The following is a 17,067-nucleotide window of genomic DNA, read 5'->3' as shown; positions in this document are numbered from 1 at the left end:
AGCGATTTTGATTTGAAAAATAAACGTTACAGGCATAGCAATGCTGTTAGCATTCCTGCTTCAGTATAACAATGATGAATAAACGAAAAGTAAGGTATGATGACCACTGGCGTCATACACCTGATGCTGCTTCTAAAAAACTACCTCATAAGCGATTCAAGTTAGATCAGTTGTGTCACTGCAGGAGCATGCAGGCATGATATTGCCACCAGCATTTCAGCTGCAGTATAACGGTAATGAATAAACGAAAAATAAGCATATGACGATAGGGCGTCATACTGTTGATGCTACATCTACAAAACGATTCCCCTCATAAGCGATATACAGTTAAATCAAACGTGCTTCTGCACAGTGTTTCAGGAAGCAATAAGCTACCGGGCACACTGTAGTATATATACAACGTTAATCTTAAAATCTCCCTCTATGATTTCAGAAAAAATATTTCTTATGGCATAATCAGGTGTGAGAAAATGAAAAGGAAAACGGAGAAAGTAGGCTGACCACATCTTTCATAAGCAAATTCGTTTCCTGATACCTCTCTTTAATAAGCAAAAACTATCCTTGAAAAAACTTTGTTGTTCAGTTGAAAACTTAAAATGATTCTGATTTCGGTACGTGATAATTTCACGATGGGAACAAATATAATCAAAAAACGAGAAAAACAAACAGTAACATCTTCATGTGATAAAAAAGCAAAGGGCCGCCCGAGGGCAGCCCTTTGTTTTCAGTTATCTGGTAATTAAACATTGCTATTCTTTACCACCAGCCCACCAGATTTTGTCTTTGAACACGCTGATTTTAGGCATATTCTGACTGTTGGCGCTTTCTTCGCTGGTTGGATAAGGGAGTCTTTGTACAAAACCATAAGCTGCATCAATATTCTTAGGGTTCTGCATCTGAGGATATCCTGTTCTGCGATAGTCATTATACGCTTCAATAGATTCCGCTTCATAGAAGGCGATATACTTCTGCGTGATAATTTCTTTGACATTATCTGCTACAACGTTACCTAACAGTGGTAATACATGACTATCAAAATATGCTTCACCGCCTGTAAGTTTATGATATTCAAAACCTGCTACTACAGCAGCTTTTAATGCTGGTTTAAAGTCAGCACCTTTTTTAGCCAACAGTTCAGCTTCAATAAACTTCAGTTCATGATAAGTCATTAATGGAGTAGGTTCCAATGCTGAAGTAGCAGGAGTTTTCCTGTTGGAGAACTTGGACTGTGAGTAGTTTGCCTGACCAGTTGTGGCAGTGCCGCTCGGAGCAGGCTTTACAACTCCGTTCAGGAGCGTAAAGTAGGCTGACACACGTGGGTCCTGACGTGCCATCATGAGATCATACAGGGTTTTACCGGCGCAAAGCAGGTTTCTGTCTACAGCGAACTGGAACCAGGGATTCTGTCCGATAGCAGACGAGTTATATACTCTGAAAACCATGCCATCATCTGTAGAAGCAAAGCCTTTCTCAATTGCTGCTGCTGCTGCATCGGCAGATGCAGGGTCAACATTGATCAGGTGCAGGTTATAACGGGCTTTCAGGCTCCATGCAGATTTAGTCCACAAGTCAATATCGCCGTGAAACAGCAGATCTTTGGTTGCAAGACCTTGTTCGATATCACCGGATACTGGCTTGGCAAAGTTTGCAATTGCCTGATCCAGTAATGGAAGGATGACTTTCTTATAGATATCCTGTTGTTTATCATACTTAGGCTGAGGAATTTCAAGTCCTCTCAATGCTTCAGAATAAGGAACCTGTCCCCATACGTCTGTAACAACAGCAAGGTTATAGGCCATTAATACCTGTGCCATACCTAAAACAGCAGCATTCTTTGGCTCTGTTCCGCTCGGAGAACATTTTTTAATCATGTCCGCCAGGATCATCAGGTTGTCATACGCAGAGTTCCAGTTATTATTTCCGAGTGAGGAAGAGGTAACACCAACACGGGTATCTGCATCCTGCATCTGGCCCCAGGTACCTACGTTATGCTCAATGAAAACGGAAGCATACCATGCAATATCAGTACCTGCGGTACCTACTGCTGTTTCTACGAGTACGCTAGGTAATTCATTGATAGCGGTAACATCTTTCGGATCATTCAGATTCTCATTGATGTCATCCATTATTTTATTTGAACAAGCCGTCAGAGAGAATGCAATAAATGCTCCGGCTATATATTTCCAACGTTTCATAATCATTCAGCTTTTACAAATTAAAAAGTAAGGTTAAGACCAGCACCAAAACTACGGGTTTGTGGCAGTGACATATAGTCGAAACCACCCTGCATATTACCATTACCCTGAGAAGATTCAGGATCAAAGTTTGGTAATTCTGTCCACAGCAAAATGTTACGTGCAGAGATATTAAGTGTAGCGGATTTAATCACTTTGGTACGACGAAGGATTTCTTTAGGCAGATCTATACCTAAAGCAACTTCTCTCAGTTTCAGGAAAGAGGTATTATAGATATGCGCTTCTGCAATGTTACCCAGTGTATTGTACAGTGTCTGGAATCCTGCAATAGTATTGATATGTTTTGTATTGGGCTCACCACCTGTGTTATCAGGTTTAACAGTAGCAGCACTTACACCTTCGTATAATTTATCACCAGTACGCTCCATAGTTCTTTCAGAAGCACCATACAGATCCATCAGCCTGTTAGCGCCACTGTACATCTGTCCACCACTCTTCCATGCCAGCAGGGCACTCAGGCGGAGGAACTTGTATCTGAATGCTGTATTGAAGTCTGCCAGGAAATCAGGCGTAACAGTACCAATAACTGCTTCAGGACCTGCAATAGGAATACCATTACCATCAAGAATGAGTTTACCTTCTTTCGTACGGGCAAATGTGCTGCCGTAGATAGCTGGATAAGTATATCCGATAGCGGCACGAACCTGCGGAGTAGTAAATCCACCCAGATAGATGCTTTCAACACCAGGAGCGAGAGATTTTACGTCGTTCTTGATTTTGGTATAAGATGCACCAACAGTCCATTCGAAGTCCTTCGTTCTTACTGGAATCAGTTTCAGAGAAACTTCATGTACATTGCTCAGCATCTGTCCGCCGTTCTTAACAACAGCAGCATAACCTGTTGAACCAGCCAATGGAATTCTGAAAATCTGATCAATAGTATTCTGTCTGGTGTAAGTATACTCCAGGCTGATACGATTTTTTATGAATCCAAGTTCAGCACCAAATTCAACAGATTTTGTATTCTGAGGTCTGAGATTCGGATCATAGAGTGTTCCTTCTGGTCTGTATCCTACTACATCATTGAATGGGAAGGATATACCATCAGTCAGGAAGCCGCCACCGGAAGAGTGCGTAACATATACGCGCTGTTTGTAGGTACCGGCAGAACCCACTTGTGCAATGGATGCACGGAATTTCGCAAAGATATCTTTGTCACGCAGTACAGGTAATTCGCTCGCTACCCAGGCGAGAGAGGCTGATGGGTAGAAGAATGATCTGTTAGCGCTTGGCATAGTAGAAACATACTCGTTACGTGCAGACACGTTTAAGTATAACATTTTATTCCAGTCCAGACCAACACTTCCGAAGAATCCAACTCTTCTGTCGTTGAATTTAGTTTCAGAAGTAGTCTGTACAGAGGTGTTAGCCATATTGTGATAACCGCCAATAATAAATTCACTGCCTTCACCTCTGATAAATCTGCTGGTATTATCATTTACCTCATTACCCAACATAGCATTCAGGTTAAACTGGTCGCTGAGTTTTTTGAAGTACGTGATGTTTAACAGGGAGTTAAAGGTGCGGTTCATCATTGATCTGTTAATGATATTACCTCCGCTTGGCAGATCCTGAGAAGGATACTCACCATCACCAGGAACAGTAGAACCACCTGTTGGCGCAGACCCCATTTCATAAATTTCTTCCATGTCAGTGGTATAAATATCTGTACCTAACTGATAACGGATGTTCAGATCCTTGATAGGCTCATAGTTTACAAATGCATTACCGAAGAAACGTCTTGTTCTTTCGCTGAAGCTGTTATGAGCATTAGACCAGTATGGGTTATCGAAGCTACCTGCACGATAAGAAATCTGCTGATAAGGGTTCAATGGTTCGCCATAAGGCATACCTTTCATATCCACGCTGGCAGGGGCTCCGTATATTTCGAACAGAATACTGTTGTTACCTGTAGGGAGCTTGTCAATTTTAACTGTAGAGAGATTCAGGCTGGTTCCTACTTTAACTTTCGGGCTTACATCAAAGCTACCGGCAAATTTCGCATTGCTACGTTTCATACCGGTAACAGGTACAATACCTTTCTGATTGGTAGTACCGAAACCAAAGGAATAGTTACCAGCATTAAATGCCTGAGACATATTCAGAGAGAGGTTTGTAGTAGATCCGTTCTCAAAGAATTCTTTAGCATTGTTATGTGCCTGAGGTAACAGCCATGCCTGATGCTGAGGGCTCCAGTAGCGGCCTTTGGTAGCATCAGTAGGATTATTATTGTTAAAGGCGTTTGGAACGTTACCTCCAAATTTCGGGTCGTTGGGCAGTGTACTGATTTCAGGTCCGAAAGCCAGTGAACCAACGTTGGTATAGGTAGGTTTACCATTTCCATCAACCTGTCCCTGTGCAAAAGTGTTCTGCACTTTAGGCAGTCTGGAAATCTGATCCTGTTGATAGTTAGTTGAAACTGAAATTACCGGTTTACCCTTAGCGTTATTTTTTCCGCTTTTGGTGGTGATCATGATAACACCATTGGAAGCGCGCATACCATACAATGCAGATGCAGCCTGGCCTTTCAGTACGCTCATAGACTCGATATCATTAGGATCGATATCGATGGAACGACCGGCAAAGTCTGTACCTGTAACACCATTACCACCTACTACGTAGTCAGAGTTACTGTTGATAGGCATACCGTCCACTACATACAGTGGTGTGTTGTTGCTATCAAAGAAACGTGCACCACGGATCAGGATCTGTGCAGACGCACCAGGCATACCGCTGGAAGGTCTTACTTCCACACCGGATACCTTACCCTGAATAGCCGTAGCCAGGTTGGGGTTAGCCGCGCGTACCAGCTCATCTGATTTAATGGTACCTACTGCATAACCCAGCGCTTTCTTTTCGCGGGTTACACCCAACGCAGTTACTACATACTCACTCAGTTGCTTACTATCTGCACTCAGCTGAATGTTGATTACTTCCTTGTTCGCAGGAGCATTAGAAGACAGGTAACCTACAAAGGAAAATACAAGCGTAGCATTGGCAGGAGCATCCAGTTTGTAGCCACCGTCGTGCCCCGTAACGGTTCCTGTTGAAGTACCTTTAATGGAAACGGTAACCCCGGGTAACGCGCTACCGTCCTTGGAATCGGTAACCTTACCTTTAATTGTCCGTGTTTGCGCAAACGTCTGCATGACGCTGATGGCAACGAACAGCCATAAGAGTAGTCCTCTTTTCATAAGCAACTTAGATTTGATTTATTACACAGTTAACCTAAAACACACATGGATTAATGAACACTCCGCCGTGCCGGGCAGCCGGGAAAACTAACGAATCACAGGTATACTGTCGATGAGAAACCTTATTGGCATCAGGTCCTGTTTCTTACAGTAAGTAAAACAAACGCACAGTCATAAGCAAAACATAACAAGCCGGGGACGGAACATCAGTTGTTTATTGATTCAGATTTTGATACTTTGTTAAATATTGTTTAAATAGCGAATGCAATATAGGAAAATTAAAAAATAATTCCCTGCACCGTTTGTGTAATATTTTTATATAGACAAGATTACGTAATTACACGCTAGATAAGTTCATAAAAGCGATCAGGCCGGCACCTTGCGGAACCAGCCTGATCATTATCTGATAGTATATGCGATGACGTTAGTTAAGGTGTAATCGTCACATCCGTCTGCCCATATCCCTTCTCCGCAGAACTATTCGTCAGCTTCAGTGAAATAGCCTTATCACAGGTAGCAAAATCACCCGCACCCTTTACCGTCCATTTGGTACCGGTATACCCCGGAATACTGTTGGCATACGTCTGCGATGCTACTGCCGCTGTCAGCTGCTGCACATCCGCCTTTACCTTTATCACCGCGCCAGGTACCTGCTGCCAGTCGGTTAAAATCAATACTGATGTATCCGCAGGATCCAGCGCTGCCTTCACCGTATAGGTAGCCTTTGCAAAACCAGGATCCTTCACCTGCAGCGTACCGCTGGCTACAAAATCCTTCATGAACAAAGGACATACCTTCTGATACACCATACTGATATTAGCGCCCGGATTGGTCTGCGGGTCGGTGCCGTATGGCGCTATATCGAACGTATCGGCGCCATTTATGCCATAATTAAACCCGGGTAATACCTTTCCCTCACTGTTGGTGATATTGGCCCTTATTTCGAATTTTGTGTCTGCAGGAATATCTGCTACATCCAGGTTAAACAGCTGCGCCAGCTGTGCTCCTGTAACATTGATCTTGGCAGGGAAAGAAGTAATATTGGATTGCAACGTTCTCACCAGCGTAAAACCGTCGTTCATTCTGACTACTATATCCATCTTCTGCGGCTTGGGAGCCTCAGGAAAATACAGCCCTACCGTAAAACTGGTTTTAAAATTCTGACCCAGCTGAATAACAACATCCCCGCCATCATCCTGCGTCAGTACCGGCAGCACTCCTTTGGAAATACCATCCGGCAGCTTGGGGTTATCATTCTTACGACACGCATAAAAAATACATAACCCTGTGAATATGATAAATAAGCTTTTTAACGTCTTCATACATTCATTTTTTTAATGGCTTAATGCTGATTCTATTTATCCCAGAATACCGGAGATGTATCCGGCGCTTTCTGCGCTGGTGCATTAGGATTTACGTTCAGTTCATTGGTAGGCCACGGCAACGATAACGGATACCGTCTTCCCAATATCACCTTTACTGCCGGCTGCGGCCCGCCCAGAGACGGATCTCCGGTAAGTGGCGGCTGAAAGAACCCTCCCGGCGCCTGCGCTGCATTATTGGGATCAAACAGCACCGGATAACCGGTACGACGGTAATCACTATACTGATCACCACTGAAACCAAAACTTTGTATCCACTTCTCTGTCATGATTACTTCCAGCTTAGCCGCTGCCGTAGGACGACTGTCATAATAAGCCATTATACTGTTGATATAACCGGTTGCTGAGGCCGTTCCTGCCAGCGCCGGAATATTCTGCGACCCCTTCGCCAGATTCACCACAAAATCGACCTGTGCAAAAGAAGCATCCAGCGCCTGCTGCAGCGTTGCCCGCGCATCGCCGGCTACTATCCCCGCATTCTGCAGCTCCGCCTTAATGTAAAGTACATCTGCATATGTCAGCAAACGCAGCGGCGCAGCACCGGTTCCACTACCACCATTTACCACCAGCGCATTCCGGTCGTCGTAACGGCCGCCTACCGGATAAATACCAAACACCGTCATACTGTTATCCTGCGATTTATCACGGTTCGGACCCACTGATCCGAACAGGATGGAGATAAAAGCTGAATCCCGGTAATCTGTACCATTCTGCGCAGCGGTCAGTGGCTTATTCTGATTAAAGAAATAGTAAGGAATCCTCGGATCACGGATACCCGTAAACAAGCGCTTATTCAGCCCTTTCAGAATTTCGTAAAACCAGGGACTCTGATAATGCGATTTCTGCGTTGCGTAATACTCACTGTAACCAGGATTTCTATCATCAGGAGATGTACCGGAACGGTACCGGATCATAAAACCTTCCTCCAGACTGCTGATAAGATTACCGCCGTTAATCAGTTCATTAACCTTTGCAGAAACGTTGGTGGTAAGCCTGATCTGATTGTACAGCTTCAGTTTAATGGAATTGGCTGCCTTGATCCACAGATCAGGGTCTCCGCCATAAAAAACATCATCTGCCGCGGGCTTCAGACTATTCCCTCCGGTTGCCTGCAGCTCGCCGATGGCACTGTCCAGCTGCACCAGCAACTGCGGATAAATATCCTGCCCCTTGTCAAACTTCGGATAACGGATACCCGCAGAGGCAAATTTGTTCGCCTCTGAATAAGGTACATCTGCAAAGGCATCTACAAACTGACTCACTCCATATGCCTTCAGAATACGCCCGATGGCTGTATAGATATAGTTATTACCCGCCCTGGCTTCATCTATCAGCACCTGCAGATTTTCCAGCACACCGATGTAATCAGGCGTGGGCTGCGCTGACTGGGCACTGTAGAAATCAGACCAGGAGTTGTTGATATCAAACTGGCTGCCGGTAGCCCCATACTGATCCTGCGATTCACGTACGGTTACCTGATGCATGTATACAGACAATACTTCCGTAAGACCACGGGCGCCACGCGCATCGTTTGTGAACCCCATCGCATATCCCAGCCCCTGCTCGGAAGCAGGCAGCAGCTGATTCAGCGTCACTTTCGTGGGATTGTTCGGGTCCGTATTAATATCCAGGAAACCTTTAGTACAGCCGGCCATTGCTGCCAACGTGACTAAAAATATATAGCTTGCTCTTTTCATCGGTTCAATTGTTTTTCGTGATTACTAGAAGGTCACTTTCAGGTTCACACCATAACGGCGCGTGGTAGGCGCACCTGATAATTCAATACCCTGCGTATTGGTGGAACCGAAGCTGCCAACCTCAGGATTGAAGTGCGTATACTTAGGCATGCCTGGCGCATAGAACCACAGGTTACGACCAGTCAGTGTCAGGGTCAGTCCGCCGATAGGCGTTTTGCTGAAAATGCTTTTCGGGAAATCATAACCCAGCGTCACCTCACGGAATGTCCATACGGTAGCATCATACACATTCCATTCTGTTGCGGAGTTGATAGCGAAAGTTTCACCGAAGTAATTTTCAAAAAGACTGATCTGCGTTGTATTAGGTATACGCTGTCCTTTTGAATCCAGCAGCGGCGTTCCCGGAGAGTTCAGGTCGCCGTAGTAACCCGGAATGATGTATACATTCTCCCGGTCCCTGGTATCCAGCGTTACACCACGGCCCAGCAGCGAGCTCACGGTTACTGAGTAAATATCGCCGCCGCGTGTCAGGTCAAACAACGCATTCAGAAATATACCCTTATAGTTCAGGGTGGTACTTAAACCGGTTTTGAAATCAGGGTTAGGATTGCCTACCATTCCCTGATCCAGGTTTCTGATGAGGAATCCGGTGTTGGGATCAATCAGCAGCGCACCATCCTTATCACGCGCATCAGTAGTACCGCGCAGGTAACCATAAGGCATACCCGGCTCCAGGTACGGACTCATTTCGTCCAGCACCCCGGCCAGCGGCAGACGCAGCACGCCTTCCTTCAGTTCTTTTACAATACTTCTGTTTCTGGTAAATACCCAGTGCAAACTCCAGGTAAGGTCTTTCGTTCTTACCGGTATCACATTCAGGTCTACTTCTATACCCTTGTTGGTCAGCTTGCCATAGTTGTCAAACACCTGACCGTAACCGGAAGAAGGAGGAAGCGTAAGTGGTGCAATCTGGTTGGTAGACAAACGGGAATACCACGCAAAATCCAGGGCAATACGCCTGTCAAAAAACTCCAGGGTAGTTCCCACTTCAAAGTCCTGCGTAAACTCCGGTTTCAGCTTGTTATTGCCCGCTGTGGGGAATTGCATTACCCCCGGCTGCCCCAGGAATGCACTGTTTACGTTAAAGATGCTGGCCAGGGAATACGGATTGGCATCGCGGCCTACCTTCGCCCAGCTGGCTCTCAGTTTACCAAAGGTGAGCACTTTGCTGTTCATCTTCAACGCATCCGTAAAGATGAAGGAAGCAGCTGCGCTGGGATAGAAATAACTGCGGTTATCTTTCGGCAGCGTAGATGACCAGTCGTTACGTCCTGTTAATATCAGGTATAACCACTTCTTATAATCCAGGTCAATTTCTGCAAAAACACCCCACAATCTTCTTCTGATAAAATCATCTGACTGCGGTAACAGATTCTTGGTGTTATTCAGATTATAGATACCGGGAACAATGATGGTTTTTCCCAGCACTACCTGCGACACTGTCGTACGTTGGTTCACGTTATGCCCCACGATAGCCTTGAATCCGAAATCTTCATTACGGAGTTTCGGCGTAAAGGTTCCTATCAGGTTGGACTCAATCTCCTGGAAGCGGTAACGCTGACGGGTAATCTGCCCTACAGATTCCGCACCCCTGGAGCCTATATCAATGGTTTCCTTTCTGTCCAGCACATTGGTATTGGTACCTATCTGGTAACTGGCACTGAACCAGGGAAGAATGTCATAGTTGAATTTGATACCCGCCACATACCTGTCTGTACTGGTGTTAACGGTATTATGAGCAAAGGCCCACAACGGATTATCGTACTGGGAACTGTTGGTGGACACCGGTTTGCCGCTGGCATCTGTATTAGGCAGCCCCGCCAGATTCCAGGTTCTTCCGAGGAAGAGGTTACGGGCAAAGGATGATGCCGCACCGGATACCTGGTTTTCCCCGAATACGCTACCTGCCTGGTTGGAGGTACTGTAAGCGAAGTTGGCATTTACGGTAAGCCCGTTGGTCAGCCGTGTAATACCGCCTACGGATAAGTTACCGCGGTTGAAGAAGGAGTGGGGCACATAACCATCCTGGCTCAGATAAGATGCCGTTGCACTGATGGAAGATTTTTCATTTCCGCCATTTACGCCGATAGAGTTTTCAGAAATAAAACCTGTTCTGAAAAGATCTTTCACGTTGTTAGGTACTGCCTGGTACTTCATTTTGCCGGAAGCCGGAAATAGCCCCGGAAATGCCTGCAGGTAGTTAGGCCATACCGGAATGGAATCCAGGGTACCGAACTTGGGCCCCCAGGAACCATTGGCATTGGCGTAGGTAAAGGCGTTACCGGTACCGTAATCATTCTGATACTTAGGGTAGCTGGAAATAGTTTCAAATGAAACGGAAGTGGAATAGGTTACTTCCAGCTTGCGTTTCGATAACGATGCGCTACCAGATTTGGTAGTGATGATGACCGCACCGTTAGAAGCTCTTGATCCGTAGAGTGCAGCGGCGGCGGCACCCTTCAGCACGGTCATGGAAGCAATGTCATTGGGGTCCAGAGACGAAAGGCCGCTCGAATAGGCGCCACCTCCGGAAGTCTGGCTGGAGGTTGTTACCTGGTCATTATTGTAAGGAATCCCATCAACTACAATCAACGGTTCGTTGTTGCCGAAGAAGGAAGTATTACCGCGGATATTGATACGTGTGGCGGCGCCAGGCGTACCCTGCGATGTTCTGATATCTACGCCTGCTACTTTACCCTGCAGCCCCTTGAGCATGTCCGGCTCTGATTTCTGTAGTATCTGATCGGGTTTTACGGAGGCCACCGAGTATCCGAGTGCCGCTTCATTCCGCTTCAGGCCTACTGCTGTCACCACTACTTCGCCGAGCTGTTTTTTGTCGGCTTCCAGGGTCACATCTACAACATTATCTGCCCCTACTGCCACCTCCTTGTTAAGGTATCCTACAAAGGAAAATACGAGTGTGGTACCGCTTCCTACGTTGTTCAGCTTGTAAGTTCCATCCCCCGATGTAAACACACCTTTGGTGGTACCTTTTATTACTACTGTTACACCGGGAAGTGCAGAGCCATCTTTTGCGTCAGTAACTTTTCCGCTGATCGTTCGTGACTGGGCTACCGCGTTGAGTACGCTGCTGCACACGAACAGCCATAGTAGTAGCTCTTTTTTCATAAGCGACTTGGTTTTGATTGACTAAATAAGAAGTTAACTAAATCAAATTACAACAAAATAAGCATATATAATATCAGGAATGGTTAAAATAATATCAGATGATTATGGTTATTTTGCTATATGACAATCACTAAATATTTGTTAAATAACACGTAGATAACATCAGAAGTATGGGAATTGTTGACAAACAAGGTCAGGAAGGCTAACATTTTTTTTCAGCAGAAATAAAGCGGGGATAACAAAAGATTTTTTCAACACCTGTTTTCCGGTAAGATGAACTACAGGTATTGCCCGACAAACGGCAGCAGATACACGATAAAAAACAACACATAAAAGCGAAGGCGTAAACAGATTTGTGCTGTTTACGCCTTCGCTTTATATTAAGCCGCAGACAAACTATTTAAAGTTTGCGCTCTGCGCCATATTTGGATTTGCATCGATCTCAGCCTGCGGAATCGGGAAGTAGATTCTTTTGTTGTTGATATCGATATCTGGTGTCTGTGGCAGAATAGCATCCTTATCTTTGATGCTGCGGATCAGACCTTTTCTGAAAACATCCGTCATACCATGCCCTTCACCTACCAGTTCCAGTCTTCTCTGCTTAACAATTTCAGCTCTGAGTGCATCCTTGGTAGTCTCTGTAAATGCCTTCAGACCACGGCTGGTACGAAGTGCATTCACATCATTGAGTGCCAGCTGCGCCTGTCCGTCTTCGTTATAGGCTTCTGCACGGTTCAGCAGCACTTCACTTATTCTCAGCACTTTCACGTTTACCATACCGGTAAAGCCCTGCGCATTGCCCTGCCATTTAATCAGGTAGTTAGCGCCGGCAAATTCCCGGGTAACAGATTTACGTTTGTCGCCATCTTCCAGCAGTTTCATAAAGTTGTCTGTCAGACGGATATCTCCGTAACCACCGGCAGTGCCACCATCAGCAGGCAGATAAATGTAACCGAAGTTATTGGAACCGCGGTTTTCATTGCTCACGAACCGCAGCGAGAAGATATCCTCTGAAGTTTTGGTATCTCCGGTAAAGTTGCTCAGATAGCTGTCGCTGTTCCACAGCGGATAATTGGTAATCAGATCCTTTGCTTCTGCAATAACATTTTTCCAGTCGCCGGTATACAGGTAAGCACGTGTCAGTAAAGCCGTAGCTGCGTCTTTGGAACCTCTGAAGAAATCTTTAGTCTGCGCAATTTTCTGCGCTTCTTTCAGATCTGCAATGATGGCTGCATAAGATGCTGCCAGTGTTGCACGGCTTGGCTTGTAAGTGCCTGGATTTTCCACTGCATTGGTGATCAGTGCGATACCGGTGTTGGCAGCAGTCATATCGTAAGCGGAACCTCCGCCTGGTTTCAGCAGGTAAGGCTGCGTATATCTTCTCACCAGATCAAAGTGAGCCAGCGCACGCATGAAATACGCTTCTCCCTTGTAAGGAGCTGTATTGCTGTTGGTTGGCAGCTTGTCGATGATTACGCTGGCCTGGTTGGCAACGCGGTAGGCATTCTGCCAGGTTTTCACCTGGGACGCTATCAGCGGCAGAAAAGTATACTGGAACTCGTTTAAGAAACGGCCGGAGTTGGAGGCGGTAATTTTCATGTCATTACCGGCAACATCCGTTACTACCATGAAATCACGGCCATAGTATTCCAGTTCCTGGGCGCGCTCATACATACCGTTGGCCAGGATACGCACGTTGGATTCGTTGATGGCAGCTTTGTCGTCCAGCGAATTTGCAGGGCTCTGATCCAGCTTGCTGTTACAGGCTGAGAATACAGTTGCTGCAGATAATGCCAGTATAGAAAGTCTTATATTTCTCATAATTGAACTAACATTTTTTGATAAACACTTCTTCGTTTACAGTCCTACGTTTATACCAAACGTGAATACACGGGAAGTAGGATAGCGGTAAAAGTCCATACCGGCATTCTGCGTAGCAGATGCTGTGCTGGTTGGAGGCAGCGGGTTGGTATTGATATCCGGATCCCATCCTTTGTAGCTGGTGAGGGTGTACAGGTTTTCTGCCTGTGCATACACACGGAGAGACTGCATTTTACCCAGCATACGTTTAGGGAAGTTGTAACCCAGCGTCAGGTTTCTGATTCTGGCATAGGAAACATCTTCCAGGTAACGGGTAGATGAGTTGGAGGAAGTAGTTCCACCGAATATCACTTTAGGTCTGTCGGACACATCGCCTGGTTTCTGCCAGCGATCCAGCGCATCTTTTGCCTGGTTGCGGGTTACATAACCATCGCTTTCCAGGTTCATGCGGTTGTAGTTATATGCTTTGTTGCCGGCGCTGAAAGTAATCAGCATAGACAGGTCAAAGTTTTTGTAGTTGATTCTGTTGGTAAAACCACCGGTGATTTTAGGTAACGCCTGACCTGCGAATTGTCTTGGCGCATCCGCGTAAATTTTGGTAGTACCGCCTTTTCCGTCTTCCCATGTAGCAGCGCCATCAGCAGGATCTACACCTGCCCAAACCGGCATGTACCAGGAACCGAACGTACGGCCTACTTCAATACGCTGTCTGGAACCGGCAGGAATACCTGACAGGTCGCCCAGGGATAATACCCTGTTACGCAGTGTAGCAAAGTTCAGGTCGGTTGTCCAGGTAAAGTCTTTGGTCTGTACCGGAATAGCGCCGATCGTGATCTCGAAGCCCTGGTTCAGCATCTGACCAACGTTCATGTTCATTGTTTCATAACCGGTAGTCTGAGACAGCGGCAATTGCAGTAACAATGCGGAAGAACGTTTATCGTAGAAACCGATGCTACCGTATACACGCTTTTTGAAAACACTGAAGTCCAGTCCAACGTCGAACAGGTTCTGCTTTTCCCAACCCAGCAGCGGGTTACCCGGCTGGCTGGCAAATGCAGCAGTTTCGCCATTGTAGTTACCTGCAAGAGAGTAGGAAGCCTGGAACGGATAATCCGGAGTAGTACCCAGACCTTCCGCGTTACCCATGATACCATAGCTGGCACGGAGTTTCAGGTCATTCAGCCAGGAAATGGATTTGGTGAATTCTTCTTCTGTAATGCGCCATGCAGCAGCAGCAGAGTAGAAGGAACCATAACGGCTGTCTCTCGGGAAACGGGAAGAACCGTCTCTTCTGAAGCTACCGCTCAGGAAATACTTAGCTTTATAATCGTAGTCAGCTTTTGCGAGTACGCCATGGAAAGCATAGGCAGTTTCGTTACCATCTACAGAAGTCGGTACCGCACCTACGCCAGGCACTTGCAGCTGGCCGCCGGGGAAATTGTTTTTAGTACCCAGGGACCAGATTCTGTTCTGATAGGAATACTCGTTACCTGCCAGTAAACGGAAGCTGTGGTCTTTACCCAGGTTGAAGTTGTAAGTCAACAACTGCTGTGTAGTGTATAACGCAAAGTTGCTGTTTACAGAAGTCAGGGAACCTCCGTTATTACGGCCATCATAGCTGGTAGGAGAGGTCCATGATTTTTCACGGATATTGCTCAGCTCTGCATTTCCTTTAACTACGAAACGCAGGCCGTCAATGATATTGTATCCCAGTGCAGCATTGAAGATGGTCTGGGTGTTGTTGTTCTTACCATAGTTCTGGGCAACGGTGTTCAGGAAGTTACCGCCCTGCAGGGTTGGTCTCCATGCCTGCGGAATATCTTTAAATCCAGCCCAGGTGCTGGAACCCGGCTGGCCAGCCAGGTAACCGTTGTAAGGCACGCCGTTCTCATCATAGGCAGGAATCCAGGGAACCTGCGTCAATGCGCCGGATAAAGGAGAAGAGTAGTTGGAACCACTGGCAGCGCTGCGCTGATCGGTGTAAGATCCGCTCATTTTCACGCTCAGGTCAAACTTCTCATTGAATTTATGATCTACGTTCAGACGGCCCGCGTAGCGGCTGAAGTTACTACCTATCAGGATACCTTCCTGGTTGAAGTAATCACCGGAAGCGTAGAAGGTAGTTTTTTCGTTACCGCCGCTGGCGTTCACACCATACTGCTGGGTTTTACCTGTGCGGAAAGCCAGGTCCATCCAGTCGGTGTTGATGTTAGCCAGGTAATCCGGGCGATACAGTTTGATGTCGGCATCAGAGTAACCTGCATTTTTCAGGCCTTCGCGCTGATAGCTCAGTAACTCGGAGGAGTTCATCATCGGGATGCTTTTCGCCAGGTTCTGGAAACCATACTTACCGTTGAAGTTGATTCTGCTCTGACCTTTCTTACCGCTTTTGGTAGTGATAACCACCACGCCGTTAGAACCGCGGGAACCATACAGTGCAGTAGCGGCTGCATCTTTCAGGATGTTTACGGTTTCAATGTCGGCAGGGTTCAGGTTGGCAAGAATGTCCTGCGTAGCAGTGTTCTGGGTAAAATCGCCGGAAGACATCACCACACCATCCAGTACATACAGCGGGCTGTTGCTGGCGGAGATGGAACCGATACCACGGATTCTCACTTCCGTTCTGGCGCCTGGCTGTCCGGAGTTGGTAGATACTGCGATACCGGGAGCATTACCCTGCAGCATCTGGTTTACGTCAGGCAGTGCGATGTTGTTCACTTTAGCACCGCTGATGCTGGAAGCTGCGATAGTGGATACCGCCTTTTTTTCCACGGTGTAACCTGTTACTACCACTTCCTCCAGGCTTTTGGAATCCACCTGCAGTTTTACATTAATGGTAGCATTGGCGCCAACGGGCACCTGTTGTGTTTCATAACCCAGGAATGATACTACTAATACATCTGTGGGTGATACCTGCAGGGTGAAAGCACCGTCAGGATTGGTGGAGGCGCCTTTGGAGGTGCCTTTGATCTGGATCGTTACGCCAGGAATAGGAGAGCCGTCCTTTCCGTCGGTAACTTTCCCCGTTACAGTGCGACTCTGCGCGAAAGCTTGTCCGGCAAGGAAATACAAGGACAAGAGGAGAAATAATACTTTCCTCATAAGCATGATTTTGTTTCCTAATTTTTAACCTTCAAAAAATAAAAATCTGATCAAGGTCTAAGCCTTGATAACTTTGGTTCCGTTTAATAAAAAGCTGGCATCGGACTACATGGGTAGTCTTAAATCCTTATTGGTTTCCGCTAAAAAAATGATGATTAAAACGTTTGTAGTGGAGACTTCTCTAATGGTTAGCTATCACTCTAGTAAATTAGTAGAATAATGAAAAATTAACGCATTCCCTTGCAATTCATTCAATAAATCACATCAGGAAGTAATTAACTTCTTCCTCATAAGCAGTTTCCTTAGCAAATTTTCAACCAGCCGTAAATATATGAAATTATTAACAAAAAATTAAGCTCGCAAACTTGGCGATAACATTTAGATAACGTCTTTTTAACGTTTCATTAACTTATTACAAATATAGTGA

The 17,067-nt window shown here is 46.1% G+C and carries 7 protein-coding genes; all 7 read right to left on the bottom strand.

The window, feature by feature from the left end:
* Positions 1-749 precede the first annotated feature (749 nt).
* The 7 genes from GWG06_RS07965 to GWG06_RS07935 all read right to left on the bottom strand — a co-directional run bounded on the left by GWG06_RS07965 (position 750) and on the right by GWG06_RS07935 (position 16,640).
* Positions 750-2,195 (bottom strand): SusD/RagB family nutrient-binding outer membrane lipoprotein, encoded by a 1,446-nt coding sequence (locus tag GWG06_RS07965; RefSeq protein WP_160712442.1) that lies wholly within the window; start codon positions 2,193-2,195, stop codon positions 750-752.
* Positions 2,196-2,215: 20 nt separating this feature from the next.
* Positions 2,216-5,449: a SusC/RagA family TonB-linked outer membrane protein gene (locus tag GWG06_RS07960; RefSeq protein ID WP_160712440.1), complete on the bottom strand. Its 3,234-nt coding sequence runs from the start codon at positions 5,447-5,449 to the stop codon at positions 2,216-2,218.
* Between the two features lie 428 nt (positions 5,450-5,877).
* Positions 5,878-6,771, bottom strand: coding sequence for a hypothetical protein (locus GWG06_RS07955; protein ID WP_127038166.1), 894 nt, complete (start codon positions 6,769-6,771; stop codon positions 5,878-5,880).
* A gap of 32 nt (positions 6,772-6,803) precedes the next feature.
* Complete coding sequence (locus tag GWG06_RS07950; RefSeq protein ID WP_160712438.1) at positions 6,804-8,528, bottom strand: SusD/RagB family nutrient-binding outer membrane lipoprotein; 1,725 nt, start codon at positions 8,526-8,528, stop codon at positions 6,804-6,806.
* Between the two features lie 24 nt (positions 8,529-8,552).
* Complete coding sequence (locus GWG06_RS07945; RefSeq protein ID WP_127038162.1) at positions 8,553-11,717, bottom strand: SusC/RagA family TonB-linked outer membrane protein; 3,165 nt, start codon at positions 11,715-11,717, stop codon at positions 8,553-8,555.
* 396 nt (positions 11,718-12,113) lie between these two features.
* Complete coding sequence (locus GWG06_RS07940) at positions 12,114-13,538, bottom strand: RagB/SusD family nutrient uptake outer membrane protein (RefSeq protein ID WP_160712436.1); 1,425 nt, start codon at positions 13,536-13,538, stop codon at positions 12,114-12,116.
* Positions 13,539-13,574: 36 nt separating this feature from the next.
* Positions 13,575-16,640: a SusC/RagA family TonB-linked outer membrane protein gene (locus GWG06_RS07935; RefSeq protein ID WP_158631650.1), complete on the bottom strand. Its 3,066-nt coding sequence runs from the start codon at positions 16,638-16,640 to the stop codon at positions 13,575-13,577.
* Positions 16,641-17,067: the final 427 nt, after the last annotated feature.

Origin of the sequence: Chitinophaga solisilvae, assembly GCF_009928525.1 — a bacterium.
GTDB lineage: Bacteria > Bacteroidota > Bacteroidia > Chitinophagales > Chitinophagaceae > Chitinophaga > Chitinophaga solisilvae.
The sequence above is the reverse complement of the archived record's forward strand: the minus strand, read 5'-3'. Positions and strand labels throughout refer to the sequence as shown.